Origin of the sequence: Pseudomonas sp. C 49-2 (assembly GCF_003970195.1) — a bacterium.
GTDB lineage: Bacteria > Pseudomonadota > Gammaproteobacteria > Pseudomonadales > Pseudomonadaceae > Aquipseudomonas > Aquipseudomonas canadensis.
Map to the genome: position 1 here is coordinate 261,878 of NZ_RXYG01000001.1, position 13,477 is coordinate 275,354.

The window sequence follows — 13,477 nt, forward strand, 5'->3', positions numbered from 1 at the left end:
GTTCCGTCAGGTCACTCGGCGTCGCTGAAGGTGTAGTGCAATTCATTATCCCGGCTGCTGATCCGCACCCCCGCCAGCGCCTTGCCTTCGAGCATGCGCGTGAGGAACTCACGACTCATGTCCGGCAGCAGGCTGTTGGTCAGAATGGTATCGATCATGCGCCCGCCACTTTCGGTCTCGGTGCAGCGCGAGACGATCAGGTCGACCACCGCGTCGTCGTAATCGAAAGCCACCTTGTGGGTGGTCTCTACGCGCTTCTTGATGCGGTTGAGTTGCAGGCGGGTGATCGCCTTGAGCATCTCGTCGCTGAGCGGGTAGTACGGAATGGTCACCAGGCGGCCGAGCAACGCGGGCGGGAAGATTTCCAGCAGCGGCTGGCGCAAAGCCTTGGCGATTTCTTCCGGCTCAGGGATGTTCGCCGGGTCTTTGCACACGTGGGAAATCAACTCGGTGCCGGCGTTGGTGGTCAGCAGGATCAGGGTGTTCTTGAAGTCGATCACCCGGCCTTCGCCATCTTCCATCACGCCCTTGTCGAACACCTGGAAGAAGATCTCATGCACGTCCGGGTGGGCTTTTTCCACCTCGTCCAGCAGCACCACGCTGTAGGGTTTGCGCCGTACGGCTTCGGTCAGCACGCCGCCTTCGCCGTAGCCGATATAGCCCGGTGGCGCGCCCTTGAGGGTCGACACTGTGTGGGCTTCCTGGAATTCGCTCATGTTGATGGTGATGACGTTCTGCTCACCGCCGTACATGGCTTCGGCCAGGGCCAGGGCAGTTTCGGTCTTGCCCACGCCGGAGGTGCCGGCCAGCATGAACACGCCAATCGGCTTGCTCGGGTTGTCGAGGCCGGCGCGGGAGGTCTGGATGCGCTTGGCGATCATCTGCAGGGCATGGTCCTGGCCGATGATGCGTTTTTTCAGGTGCTGGTCGAGGTTGAGCACCGTCTCCAATTCATTGCGCGCCATGCGGCCCACCGGGATGCCGGTCCAGTCGGCGACCACCGAGGCCACGGCCTGGTAATCCACGGTGGGCAGGATCAGCGGGGTTTCGCCTTGCAGGGCGGTGAGGCGCTGTTGCAGGTCGACCAGTTGGGCGCGCAGCTCATCGTTGCCACTGTCCACCACGCCCGCCTTTTCACGCAGCGTTGCACGGGTGGCTAGCAACTCGTCCACCAAGGTTTTCTCTTCGGCCCAGCGGCTTTCCAAGGTCGCCAGGCGCTCACGCTCAGCGCTCAACAGCGCCTCGGTGTTGGTTTGGCGCGCACCGATCGCAATGCCGATGGCATGCTCACGGGCGATGATTTGCAACTCGGTTTCCAGCGCCTCGATGCGACGACGACTGTCGTCCACTTCCGCCGGCACCGCGTGCAGGCTGATGGCGACGCGGGCGCAGGCCGTGTCCAGCAGGCTCACGGACTTGTCCGGCAGCTGGCGCGCCGGGATGTAGCGGTGGGACAGTTTCACCGAGGCTTCCAGCGCTTCGTCGAGAATCTGCACCTGGTGATGCTTTTCCATGGTCGACGCCACGCCACGCATCATCAGCAGCGCTTTGTCTTCCGACGGCTCGGCGACTTGCACCACCTGGAAGCGACGGGTCAGGGCCGGGTCTTTCTCAATGTGCTTCTTGTACTCGGCCCAGGTGGTGGCGGCCACGGTACGCAAAGTGCCGCGGGCCAAGGCCGGCTTGAGCAGGTTGGCTGCGTCACCGGTGCCGGCGGCGCCGCCGGCACCCACCAGTGTGTGGGCTTCGTCGATAAACAGAATGATCGGCTTGGGCGAGGCCTGCACGTCTTCGATAACCTGACGCAGGCGCTGTTCGAACTCGCCTTTCATGCTCGCGCCAGCTTGCAGCAGGCCCACGTCGAGGCTGCGCAGTTCCACGTCTTTCAAGGCTGGCGGCACGTCGCCGGCGACGATACGCAGGGCGAAACCTTCGACCACGGCGGTCTTGCCCACCCCGGCTTCACCGGTGAGGATCGGGTTGTTCTGGCGACGACGCATAAGAATGTCGACCAGTTGGCGGATCTCTTCATCACGGCCAACAATCGGGTCGAGCTTGCCACTGCGGGCCTGTTCGGTCAGGTCGACCGTGAAGCGCTTGAGGGCTTCCTGCTTGCCCATCGCGCTCGGTGCCATGGCACCGCTGGCTTCACCGGGCACGGCACCGGCATTGAAACCATCACTGGCGCTCAGCGCGTTCTCCGGCGAATCACCGACGTACTCGTCGAAACGTTCGCTCAGGGCCTCGGCCTTGATCTTGTCGAACTCGGCAGACAAGCCCAACAGCGCATGGCGCAGGCTTGGCGTCTTCAGGATACCGAGCACCAGGTAGCCGGTACGCACCTGGCTTTCACCAAACATCAGGCTGCCGTAGACCCAACCGCGTTCCACGGCTTCTTCCACATGGGAGGACAGGTCGGTGATCGACGTCGAGCCACGCGGCAAACGGTCCAGCGCTTCGGTCAGGTCACGGGCCAGGCGCGCCGGCTCCACGTTGAACTGACGGATGATGCGGTGCAGGTCCGAGTCCTGCAATTGCAGCAACTGGTGGAACCAGTGGGCCAGTTCCACATACGGGTTGCCCCGCAGTTTGCAGAACACGGTGGCGGCTTCGATGGCCTTGTAGGCCACGCTGTTGAGTTTGCCGAACAGTGCGGCGCGACTGATTTCACCCATGCTCTGGATTCCTTGAGGTGGTGGCGTGATCGGCGTAATGCCGGGCCAGGATTAGGTCGTTGGCGTCATGCTCGGGCTTGCCGAGCCAGGTGTTGAAGCCCAGGCGGAACTGACCATTGAGTCGCAGCGCCGGCACTTCGGGTTGTTGCAAAACCAGGTTGAGGTCCCAGTCCAGTTCATGGCCCAGGTACTCGGCCACCCACGCCACTAGCTCGTTGAACGGCTGGTGGCCAGGCAGCATGCCCATGTAGTCATCCAGCGTGAGCGGCCCCAGGCGGATGCGGAATTTGTGCTGGCGGTCCCACACGAAACTGCCCAGGCAAAAGTCCACGCCCAGGCGGTTGGCGCTCACGCTGACGCGGCTGCGCTCGGGTAGTTCCAGCCATTGGCCGACGTACTCTTCAATCTCCACCGGCAGGCCGAAGTACTCGCTGAGAATGGCTTTCAGGCCGTCTGGATAGCGGGTTTGCGCCGACAGGTGGCCGCTGTAATGCAGCTTCGCGGTGTCCGGGATGAGCCCCTGATTCAGCAGGCTCGGCATGCCCCGTCCACTCAAAGCAGCGAGGCGCGCGGACCAGTAATCATCATCCGGTCGGTCGTGGCTGACTGTTGGCCGCGCCTCGGCCCAGGCCCGGTAAAACAGGCTGAGCAGGCGATGGTGGAACACATCGAGGAACTGTTTGCTGGTGCTGTCGGCGTTGTTGCGCTGACGCTCGCGCACGTACTCGGTGATGTGCAGCGGCAGCGGGCCATTGGGGCCGCCAAGGCCAAAGAAGAATTGCTCCAGCCGCGCCGGCTTGCCGTCGCCACCGGGATCGACCGAGGCCAGGGTGGCCGGCGCAAAGGTGCAATCAGCCTGTTGCCCCAGGCGCAGCGGGTCATCCGCCAGGCGCAGGGAATGGCCCAGGCGCGGCAGGTCTGGCGATTCGCACTCGATACGGCGCAGCGCCTGGAAGAAATCGTATTCCCAGGGCTCCTGATGCATCGCATCCAGGGTACTCACAGGGTCGGACGACGTCCGGGCTTGGCTTTCCATCGCATGATCTCGCCGCGTTCGGTGGTACGGATCACCGTCTCGGTAAAACTGTTAATCGACACGTAGCGTGCCAGGAAGCGCTCCAGCACCGCACCGAGCAGGAACACGCCGGTGCCGCGAAACGCGTTTTCATCGAACTCCAAGGTGATTTCCAGGCCACGGCCAAACACGATCGGGCCGGGCATCGGCAAACGTCGGGTCACGGCTTTGCTGCTGACCTCGCGCAGGCCTTCGATCTGCAATTGCAGGGCGGCGTCGTTGCTGTCGCCGTACAGGCGCAGCAGTTCGCGCAAGGCCGCCGCGCCTTGGCCCTGTTCGCTCAGGGACAGGTAGTTAAGCGACAACTGGCTGATCAAGCGCCAGGCCTTGGCGTCATGGGCATGGCTGGCGCGTGGGCGGCTCGGGCCTGCCACACAACGCACGGACAGCACCGGGGCGCTGTCGGCCAGGGTGAAGTCGGTCTTGCCGTTGCCGATGCTCATGAACAGGGGCAAGTCGCGGTTAGTGCACAGCGCAGTCACGCCGAGTTGGCGCAAGTCATGGCCGTAGGGCGCTTGGCGACTGTCCACCAGGCTGACAAAGGTCTCACTGCCCACATAGGTGGAGCGTGGGCCGTTGCGGCGCTGGTCGCTGGATAAGACGCGGGGCTCCCGGCGTACGGTGTAATACGCCTGGTCACGGCCGTAGCGCGACGGATCACGCACGGCATAGAACGGCAAAAACGGCTGCTCCGGCCCGGTACCGTGACCGGTGATGCCGCTCAACGAGTGAATCTCGAAGTCCATCGGCCGCGTGCGGTCGGCGATCACATGGTGTTCGTTGACCCGGTCGGACAAGTGGATGCGGTCCACGCGCTTGGGGAACAGGTTGATTGCTGGCGTGCAGAACGGCAGGAACTGCGCCGCGCCGACGCTGCCTTCCAGGCTCGGCTCATGACGGTCGAACAACACGATCAATTCCAGCTCCTGGCCATCGCAGCGTTTGACCGCACGGCTCAGTTCAGCGAACTCGACGAACAGGTAACGGTGGGGCAGGGCGAAGTATTCCTGCAACAGGCGATAGCCCTGGAACGCGCGTGCGACCACCGGCATGGCGGCGTCGGCATCGTCAAAACCACGGGAGCGCATTGCATCCTGCGGCAGGCGCTCGACCCAATCGCCACCCGGCTTGCGTGCAAACACCGCGCAGGCATTGCCCAGCAGTTGTTCGTAGAGGCGGAATGGTTGCTCGTCGGCACCGCTGAGGTAGAGCGGCAGGTTATCCAGGTCAAGGCTGTTGAACGGCAATTCGGCGCCGGTGCGCAGGGTCAGGCGCAGGCCGGCCTTGGCTTTTGGCTCACTGGCGGCCAGGCGACCCAGCACGGCGGCAGGGTTGCCGAAGTATTCGGCATTGCTGACCTGCAACGGCCACAGCGTCACCGGGTGCGCGGTGCGGTACTCGCAGCAGGTCTGGGTTTCGCGGCCCAGCGCAGCGCGCAATACGGTGTCGCGAGGCAGCGGGAAACCACTGGCCAGCGAACCTTCATCCGGGTCGGTCTGCAATTGCACCACGGTCATCGACGGCGTGGGTGCCAGGTAATGCGGGTAGGCGATTTCCAGCAGGTTGTGGGTGAAGGTCGGGTACTCGGCGTCGAGCTTGAGCTGCACGCGGGCCGTGAGGTAGGCAAAGCCTTCGAGCAAACGTTCGACGTACGGGTCGGCGCAGTCCATGCCGGACAGGGTCAGCCGACTGGCGATCTTCGGATATTCTTTGGCGAACTCGGCGGCGCTTTCGCGCACGTGGTGCAGTTCCTGGTTGTACAGCTCCAGCAGGCGCGGGTTCATGGGCGCCTCCGCTGGTCAGCGTTGACCACGCGTACATGGCCCGATTCCAGGTCCAGGTCGGTTTGCAGCAGCAGGCGCAACGGCACGGGCTGTGCCCACAGGTCGCCTTCGATCTCGAAACTCAGCGCGTTATGGTTCATCTCGCCATGGCCGACACGGGCTTTGACCCGCAAGGTATGGCGCAGGATGCGCGGTTCAAAGGTAGCGATGGCCTGGTAGATCAACGCTTCCAGGGCCTTGATATCCACACTTGAAACACTGTTGCCCGCCAGCGCCGGCAGGCCGTAGTTGACCACCGAAGTACCGGCCGGTGTGTGCAGCGTGGCATCGGCATCGAGCAACGACGTGGTGTTGAGCAGCCACGCCAGGTCGCGCAGCACCGAGGCTTTCAATTGGGTCAGGGACAGCACGCGTTTGTCGGCGCTTTCCTTGGGGTTGGTTGGATCGTCGTCAGTCAACCGGTCCAACAGGGACGGTTGCAGACGGTCTCGGGAAGCGATTTCAGTGACCACCAAAGCGGCTCCACGGACGGGTTGTGAGAGGGACAAGTGGGTTGTGGCCGTGGCGCGAAGCCACGGCCCCAAGGGCTATCAGCGCTTGGTGTTGGAACGGATGTTCCAGCCAAACTTGATCGCGCCGCCATCTTTGGTGCCGTCGGCTTTCTGTGGCTGGTAGTCGACCATCACTTGGGCGAAGTTCAGGGTGACGTTCTCGGTCAGGCGGTCATCGGTGCCCGAACCGCCGGTGCTCAGGGAAGTGACCAGCACTTCTTCCAGGTTGATCACCATGTACTCGACCTGGCTTTCGCCACCGGCCTTGCGCACGGTCAGCTTGACCTTGTCGATGTGCTTGCCGCTGGCACAGTGCATCATCAGGTTCGGCGATGCCTTGTCGACGTACTTGGTCAGCGACAGGTCCTGGATATTCACCTTGCCTGCGCCGCCGCCACCACCTACGTGCATGTTGCCGGACTGGGCCATGCCCCAGCTCCAGTTCAGCACGTCGATTTCGTCCTTGTGGGCCTTGTCCATGGACTCGCCCTTGATGTCGCCGATCTTGATGAAAATATCAACAGCCATGTTTTCTCCCTGTGTGGTCTCAGCCACGATATTTGTTTAAGCCCAATGGGCAATGCTGTTCTGTGGGAGCTGGCTTGCCTGCGATTGCGTCGCCGCGGTCTGACTGGGAGACCGCGTCGCGTGCATCGCGGGCAAGCCCGGCTCCCACAGAAGAGCCGGCTCATTCGTGGTTATGCGCTTTTCGCCGAAGGCAGCTTCGATACCAGGCGCAGCGACACGGTCAGCCCTTCGAGCTGGTAGTGCGGGCGCAGGTAGAACTTGGAGTTGTAGTAACCCGGGTTGCCTTCCACTTCTTCCACGATCACTTCGGCGGCAGCCAATGGGTGCTGGGCCTTGGTGGTTTCGGTGGAGTGCGCAGGGTCACCGTCCACGTAGTTGAGGATCCAGTCCTGCAACCAGCGCTGCATTTCGTCCTTCTCTTTGAAGGAACCGATCTTGTCGCGCACGATGCACTTCAAGTAGTGGGCGAAACGGCAGGTGGCGAACAGGTACGGCAGGCGCGCGGCCAGGTTGGCGTTGGCGGTGGCGTCCGGGTCATCGTATTCGGCCGGTTTCTGCAACGACTGGGCGCCAATGAACGCGGCGAAGTCGGTGTTTTTCTTGTGCAGCAGCGGCATGAAACCATTCTTCGCTAGCTCCGCTTCACGGCGGTCGCTGATGGCGATTTCGGTCGGGCATTTCATGTCCACGCCACCGTCATCGGTAGGGAACGTGTGCGCCGGCAGGTTTTCCACTTCACCGCCGGACTCGATGCCACGGATGCGCGAGCACCAGCCGTAGTGCTTGAACGAACGGTTGATGTTCACCGCCATCGCGTACGCGGCGTTGGCCCAGGTGTATTTGGAGCTGTCGGCACCGTCGGTGTTTTCTTCGAAGGCAAAGGCTTCCACCGGGTCGGTCTTGGCGCCGTACGGCAGGCGTGCCAGGAAACGCGGCATGGTCAGGCCGATGTAGCGCGAGTCTTCCGATTCACGCAGCGAGCGCCAGCCGGCGTATTCCGGCGTGGTGAAGATCTTGGTCAGGTCGCGCGGGTTCGACAGCTCTTGCCACGAGCCCATGCCCATCACGGTCGGCGACGCCGCAGCGATGAACGGAGAGTGCATCGCTGCGCAGACTTTCGACAGCTCGCCCAGCAGTTCCACGTCCGGTGGTGACTGGTCGAAGTAGTAGTCGCCTACCAGGCAGCCGTACGGCTCGCCGCCGAACTGGCCGTATTCTTCTTCGTACATCTTCTTGAAGATCGGGCTCTGGTCCCACGCAGTGCCCTTGAATTTCTTCAGGGTCTTGTGCAGGTCCGGCTTGGAGATGTTGAGCACGCGGATCTTCAGCTGCTCATCGCTCTCGGTGTTGTTGACCAAGTAGTGCAGGCCACGCCAGGCGCTTTCCAGCTGCTGGAAATCCTGGTGATGGATGATCTGGTTGACCTGGGCGGTCAGCTTGGCGTCGATGGCAGCGATGATTGATTCGATCGACTTGATCGCGTCATTGGACACCAGATCGGTTTGCGCCAGAGCCTGTTCGGCCAAGGTGCGCACGGCGGTTTCCACGGCTTCGCGGGCACGCTCGGTCTTGGGCTTGAATTCCTGCAGCAGCAGGTTCGCGAACTCGCTGGCTTCTTCGGTCTGGGTACCCAGGATCTGGCTGCCTTCGCGGGCGGTATTGTCGGTCATGATTACTGATCCCCTGCAGGCTTCGGCGCGCTGGCAAGTGCCTGGAGCAATGCCGGGTCCTTGATCGCCTTCATGATGATTTCTTCAGCGCCGGTCTTGCCGTCCATGTAGGTCAGCAGGTTGGCCAGTTGGGTGCGGGCTTCGAGCAGTTGGTTCAGCGAGTCGACCTTGCGGGCCACGGCGGCCGGGCTGAAGTCGTCCATGCTTTCGAAGGTGATGTCCAGGCTCAGGTTGCCTTCGCCGGTCAGTTCGTTCGGTACGTGGAACGCCACGCGCGGCTGCATGGCCTTGAGGCGTGAGTCGAAATTGTCGACGTCCACTTCAAGGAACTTGCGGTCTGCCACCGGCGCCAGAGGCTCGGCGGGCTTGCCAGCGAGGTCGGCCATCACGCCCATCACGAAGGGCAGCTGGACCTTTTTCTCGGCGCCGTAAAGCTCGACGTCGTACTCGATCTGCACTCGAGGCGCGCGGTTGCGCGCGATGAATTTCTGAGAACTTTGCTTCGCCACGTTGCTGCTCCTGGTCGCTTGAGCGACGGTGTTGTTACTGCGCAGTCGGGCGGCTTACTCGCCGTCCGGGCCACGCAGGTTTTCAAATTGGGACATGCCGTCGGGAATCAGATTGCGCACGATGGCCGCGAAGTCGGCGTGCACCAGATGCTTCGCCCGGTTCAACAGGACCGGCAGCGGGCTCGAAGGCTCGTACCGGGTGTAGTACGCAAGGATCTTGTCGAGGCTGCGCAGCACATCGTCGCGGCTGGCGATGTCGCCAACCGGGCGCGGAGCTGCGGGCGCAGCGGCGAAGTCGGCCGAGGGGGCATTGTCGTCACTGACGGCCTCGGGTTCGCTGCTGCTGTCGGTGCCGGGCACCGCTTGATTGAGGATCTGCAACGCCTGCTTGAGCGGTTGCTTCAAGGCACTGAGGTCCACGCCTTGGGCGGAACCAACCTGATCGTTGACCTGCCGTTCGATGGCTTCGCACGCCGCACGCGCCGCAATCAGCGCGTTACGGGTGGCTTGCAGGTGCTCGGGGTCGCTGTCGAGGAACGCGGCGTTGAGCTGCTGGGCGCCGAGTTGCTCGTCGGGGAAGCTCAACAGGCCACTGGCGTTGAGCGCCGCGCGCAGGGTTACCGGGCCGAAGGTGCGTGAGCGCGTGAGGATGCTTTCGCGCAGCAGGCGGATATTGGTGTCGCAGGTCAGGCCGGTGAGGGCGTTGATGCGCACCGTGGGGTCGTTATCGTCGTCGGCGTCCAGGCGCGGGTGCAGGTCGGCCCAGTAATCGCGCAGCAACGCGTCGATCAGCGTCAGTGCTTCTGCAAGGCCCGCCACACCCTGGAGGGCGAGGGCGCTTTGCAGCAGGAAATGGGTGATGCGCAGGTCTTTGCTGCGCCCGAGCAAGTCGAGGCTTTGCTGCTGGATGCTGCGCCATTCCGGCGGTTCAGCGGGCAGGATGGAGTCGCCCATGCTGCGCTCGGGTTGGCCCTTGGCATCACGCTCCAATTGCAGAAATTGCGCGTCATATTCCATGTCTTCGCCACAGGGCGAAGTCGCGGAAACGGCGGTGAGCAGCAACGGCACATCCACTGAATTTGATCTCCCTATCAGCCCGTTAGACGGCGGGCAATTCATGCATTAGTTGCGCGAGGAACTTTGCATGTTTTCTTGGTCATATAAGCAAGATGCCACTAATGTGCCATCAATGGTATTCAAGAAGTTGTGCATTTTTGGTGTAGTACTTAGGGCTTGTCAAGGTAAGCTATTCGCCCTCTGTGACAGATGTGCGGTGCTTAACAACCTGCGCGACTGGTGGGTCGAACGACGCACCGGGACAGGATTTTTGTCATAGAGCCCAGTTAAGATCAGCGATCATGCTGGCATTGGCAGGTTTTAGACGGTCGATCGCTCGACCTGATGGCGATATCCCGGGAGGCGCTGTCCCGGGAATCGACCGCGCGCGAAGTATCAGCAAGGAGGCAAGATGTCGCTGTGTTTGACTATCACTAGTTATCACAAGATTACCCCTGGGCAGTGCTCCGAAAAGTCCATGAATCAGGGCTCGATGGCTATTGGCCGCAGTTCCGATAATGACTGGGTACTGCCTGATCCAGAGCGCTTGGTCTCCTCGCAACATTGCGTTATTCAATACAAAGAGGGTCGCTATTATTTAACCGATAACAGCACTAATGGTGTGGAGTTGGTTAAAGCCGGTATCCGTATGCGTCGGGGTAACAGCGAACCGTTGCAAGACGGTGAGTTGATCCGCATCGGTGATTACGAGATCCAGGCGCGCATCGACTTCAACGTGCAGGCCGTCGACAGCCAGCCGTTTGCCGGCGATTCGCCGAACAGCTTTGAAGCGCTGATGGGTGCCGTGGCGAGCCAGCCCGCGCCGGTGCCGGTGATCGCGCCGCAATTCCAGGGTGCTTCGTCGATGGACACGCTGCCGGACCTGTTCGACTTCCTCAGCCCCACCGCCGTGCCGCCGCCGACCGTGCCGGACCATGTGCCGTCCGAGCAGCATGACTTCCGTCCGCCGACGCCCGTTACGCTCGAGAAACCCGTGGTTTCGGGCTCGGTGATTCCCGAAGATTGGGACTTGTTTGGCGATGCACCTGCGCCCGTTGCGCCACCGCCCGCACCGGTCATTCAGCCGCCACCTGCGGTCGAGCCTGTGGCAAACACTCAGCAACCCGACCTTCTGCAAGCCTTTCTGCGCGGCGCTGGCCTCGATCAACTGCGCCTGGACAAAGCCCAGGCCGAGGCCCAGATGGAAAACATCGGCCGCAGCTACCGCCTGATGGTCGAAGGCCTGATCGACGTGTTGCGTGCCCGCGCCAGCCTCAAGGGCGAGTTCCGCATGCAGCAGACCATGATCCAGCCCGCTGAAAACAATCCGTTGAAATTCGCCCCGAATGCTGACGAAGCGTTACTGCTTTTGCTTCGCCACGGCAACCAGGCGTTTATGGCACCAGACCTCGCCGTACGCGACAGTTTCAACGACCTGCGTGCCCACCAACTGGCGGTGATGGCCGGCGTGGAAGCGGCGATCAAACACCTGCTCACGCGCTTTGAACCGGCGCAACTGGAAGAGCGCATGGGCAAGCCCGGCGGGCTCTCAAGTATTTTCAACGGCTCACGCCAGGCCCAGTACTGGCAGCAATTCACCGAGCTCTACAGCAATATTTCCCGCGAGGCCCAGGAAGATTTCCAGGACCTGTTCGGCCGCGAATTCAGCCGGGCCTACGAAGAACACAGCGCACGACAGCGTCGGTAAAACCGCGCCGCAACACATGGATCAACGGATAGCTAAATACGTCATTGAGGACGCAGGATGATTCCCAGGTTTTTACTCGCAGTCGCCACACTGCTTCTGCTGACGGCGTGTGCCAAAGACGCCGCCAAACCCGAAACAGCCGCCGAGGCCGAAGCGGAGACGGCCGCCGTCGAGCTGCACTTTCATGCGATCAACGGGCTCAACCCCGGCGCCAACGGCCAGGCTGCGCCGGTGCGGGTGCGCATCTTCGAACTGAAAAACGCCGCCACCTTTGCCCGCTCCGATTACTTCGCCCTGGCTGACCGGGCGCAATCGACCCTGGGCCTGGACCTGCTGGACCAGGACGAAGTGATGGTGCAGCCCGGCGAGCAACTGAGCATCCAGCGCGACCTCGACCCGTCCACGCGCCAGATCGGTTTGCTGGTGGGCTATCGCGAGTTGGACCGCGCGCAATGGCGCACGGTGATCAACGTGCCCGCGCGCCAATACACCGAATACCAGATCAGCCTCGATGTGCGTGCCGTGCGCGCCGACGTCGTGGTCACCCCATCCAGCCCTGCCCAATAAGAAGCAATCGGAGCCCCCATGTCCTGGAACAATCGCGTGGTCTGGTCGGAAGGCATGTTCATCGGAACGCAGCACTTCCAGCAGCATGACCGTTACCTGGAAAACCTGATCGACGCCCGCAGCCGCCCTTTGTCGGCCGGGGCCTGGGGTTTTTCCGAGCTGCTGATCGACCAGGGCCTGCTGGCCCAGGGCAAGCTGGCGATCGTCTCGGCGCGTGGCCTGTTGCCCGACGGCACGCCGTTCAACATTCCCCAGGACGATCTGGCGCCGAGCCCGCTGAACATCGACGACAACCTGCGCGATGGCCTGGTGTACCTGGCGCTGCCGCTCAAGCGTGCCGGTGCCCGCGATACCGTGGAGGAAGGCGAAGCCTTGGAGGCGGCGCGTTACGTGAGCCAGGTCCGCGAAGTGCGTGACGACAACGCACCCTTCGAAAACCGCGCACCGGTGGCCTTGGGCTCACGGGCTCTGCGCCTGCTGACCGCCCAGGATGGCATTAGCGATTACGCCGCCATCGGCCTGGTGCGCATCAAGGAAAAACGCGCCGACCGCGCACTGGTACTCGACGACACCTACATCCCGCCCGTGCTGGACGTCGCTGCGAGCAAGCCGCTGACCGCATTCCGCAGCGAACTGCTCGGCTTGCTGCACCAACGCGGCGAAGCCCTGGCGGGGCGCGTGGTCGCTTCGGGCGCCGGTGGCGCGTCGGAGATTGCCGATTTCATGCTGCTGCAACTGGTCAACCGCGCCCAACCGCTGATCCAGCATTTGAGCCAGTTGAGCCCGCTGCACCCGGAGCGCTTTTTCAGCGAACTGGTCAGCCTGGCGGGAGAGTTCTCCACCTTCTCGACCTCAGGCCGCCGTCCCCAGGAATACCCCCAGTACCAGCACGACGACCTGGCGCTGAGCTTTGCTCCGGTGATGGCCGCCTTGCGTGAAGCGCTGTCGATGCTGATCGACAGCAAGGCCACGCCGATCCCGATTGTCGAGAAAGCCTACGGCGTCCACGTGGCGATGCTGGCCGACAAAACCCTGCTCGACAACGCCAGCTTCATCCTGGTGGTACGTGCCGATGTCCCCGGCGAAACCCTGCGCGCGCGCTTCGGCCAGCAGAGCAAAGTCGGCTCGGTGGAGCACATCCGCGACTTGGTGAACCTGCAACTGCCGGGCATCACCCTGTTGCCTCTGCCCGTGGCGCCGCGCCAATTGCCGTACCACGCAGGTTCCACCTACTACGAGCTGGATCGCGGCAGCGAGGCCTGGCAACAGCTGGGCAATTCCGGCGGCTTTGCCTTCCACATCGCCGGGCAGTTCCCGGGCTTGAACCTGGCCTTTTGGGCGATCCGAGGATAAT

Annotated in this window: 11 protein-coding genes; 3 read left to right on the top strand and 8 right to left on the bottom strand. The window is 62.6% G+C overall.

Annotation, left to right across the window (positions count from 1 at the left end; all coding sequences use genetic code 11):
• Window positions 1-11 precede the first annotated feature (11 nt).
• From tssH to tssA, 8 genes are all read right to left on the bottom strand, one after another.
• Window positions 12-2,675, bottom strand: a complete 2,664-nt coding sequence (tssH, locus tag EJ576_RS01175) for a type VI secretion system ATPase TssH (protein WP_126569441.1) — start codon at window positions 2,673-2,675, stop codon at window positions 12-14.
• Window positions 2,668-3,711: a type VI secretion system baseplate subunit TssG gene (tssG, locus tag EJ576_RS01180; protein ID WP_126569442.1), complete on the bottom strand. Its 1,044-nt coding sequence runs from the start codon at window positions 3,709-3,711 to the stop codon at window positions 2,668-2,670. Before tssG ends, tssH begins: the two co-directional genes overlap by 8 nt.
• The gene (gene tssF / locus EJ576_RS01185; RefSeq protein ID WP_126569443.1) at window positions 3,675-5,534 is read right to left on the bottom strand and encodes a type VI secretion system baseplate subunit TssF; all 1,860 of its coding nucleotides are present in this window, start codon (window positions 5,532-5,534) and stop codon (window positions 3,675-3,677) included. The genes tssG and tssF overlap by 37 nt, the downstream gene beginning before the upstream one ends.
• Window positions 5,531-6,046 (bottom strand): type VI secretion system baseplate subunit TssE, encoded by a 516-nt coding sequence (gene tssE, locus EJ576_RS01190; protein ID WP_005792513.1) that lies wholly within the window; start codon window positions 6,044-6,046, stop codon window positions 5,531-5,533. Before tssE ends, tssF begins: the two co-directional genes overlap by 4 nt.
• A gap of 78 nt (window positions 6,047-6,124) precedes the next feature.
• On the bottom strand, window positions 6,125-6,613 hold the full coding sequence (locus EJ576_RS01195) for a type VI secretion system tube protein Hcp (RefSeq protein WP_005792512.1): 489 nt from the start codon (window positions 6,611-6,613) through the stop codon (window positions 6,125-6,127).
• A gap of 170 nt (window positions 6,614-6,783) precedes the next feature.
• Window positions 6,784-8,283 carry a type VI secretion system contractile sheath large subunit gene (gene tssC, locus EJ576_RS01200; protein WP_028618496.1) on the bottom strand — a complete coding sequence of 500 codons (1,500 nt, stop codon included), beginning with the start codon at window positions 8,281-8,283 and terminating at the stop codon, window positions 6,784-6,786.
• A gap of 2 nt (window positions 8,284-8,285) precedes the next feature.
• Window positions 8,286-8,792, bottom strand: coding sequence for a type VI secretion system contractile sheath small subunit (gene tssB, locus EJ576_RS01205; protein WP_010207547.1), 507 nt, complete (start codon window positions 8,790-8,792; stop codon window positions 8,286-8,288).
• Window positions 8,793-8,846: 54 nt separating this feature from the next.
• A complete protein-coding gene (tssA, locus tag EJ576_RS01210) occupies window positions 8,847-9,866 on the bottom strand; it encodes a type VI secretion system protein TssA (RefSeq protein WP_126569444.1) in 1,020 nt (339 codons plus the stop codon).
• Window positions 9,867-10,260: 394 nt separating this feature from the next.
• Between tssA and tagH the strand changes: the two genes are divergently transcribed.
• From tagH to tssK, 3 genes are read left to right on the top strand one after another with little or no spacing between them, the layout of a single operon-like run.
• Window positions 10,261-11,556, top strand: coding sequence for a type VI secretion system-associated FHA domain protein TagH (gene tagH / locus EJ576_RS01215; protein ID WP_126569445.1), 1,296 nt, complete (start codon window positions 10,261-10,263; stop codon window positions 11,554-11,556).
• A 57-nt stretch (window positions 11,557-11,613) separates the two neighbouring features.
• Complete coding sequence (tssJ, locus tag EJ576_RS01220; RefSeq protein WP_028618493.1) at window positions 11,614-12,123, top strand: type VI secretion system lipoprotein TssJ; 510 nt, start codon at window positions 11,614-11,616, stop codon at window positions 12,121-12,123.
• A gap of 18 nt (window positions 12,124-12,141) precedes the next feature.
• Window positions 12,142-13,476 (top strand): type VI secretion system baseplate subunit TssK, encoded by a 1,335-nt coding sequence (gene tssK, locus EJ576_RS01225; RefSeq protein ID WP_028618492.1) that lies wholly within the window; start codon window positions 12,142-12,144, stop codon window positions 13,474-13,476.
• Window position 13,477 lies beyond the last annotated feature (1 nt).

What these genes read in the sequence shown, in the direction of transcription:
- tssH (WP_126569441.1), bottom strand. Translation starts at nt 2,675, where the DNA reads ATGGGTGAAATCAGTCGCGCCGCACTGTTCGGCAAACTCAACAGCGTG.
- tssG (WP_126569442.1), bottom strand. Translation starts at nt 3,711, where the DNA reads ATGGAAAGCCAAGCCCGGACGTCGTCCGACCCTGTGAGTACCCTGGAT.
- tssF (WP_126569443.1), bottom strand. Translation starts at nt 5,534, where the DNA reads ATGAACCCGCGCCTGCTGGAGCTGTACAACCAGGAACTGCACCACGTG.
- EJ576_RS01195 (WP_005792512.1), bottom strand. Translation starts at nt 6,613, where the DNA reads ATGGCTGTTGATATTTTCATCAAGATCGGCGACATCAAGGGCGAGTCC.
- tssC (WP_028618496.1), bottom strand. Translation starts at nt 8,283, where the DNA reads ATGACCGACAATACCGCCCGCGAAGGCAGCCAGATCCTGGGTACCCAG.
- tagH (WP_126569445.1), top strand. Translation starts at nt 10,261, where the DNA reads ATGTCGCTGTGTTTGACTATCACTAGTTATCACAAGATTACCCCTGGG.
- tssJ (WP_028618493.1), top strand. Translation starts at nt 11,614, where the DNA reads ATGATTCCCAGGTTTTTACTCGCAGTCGCCACACTGCTTCTGCTGACG.
- tssK (WP_028618492.1), top strand. Translation starts at nt 12,142, where the DNA reads ATGTCCTGGAACAATCGCGTGGTCTGGTCGGAAGGCATGTTCATCGGA.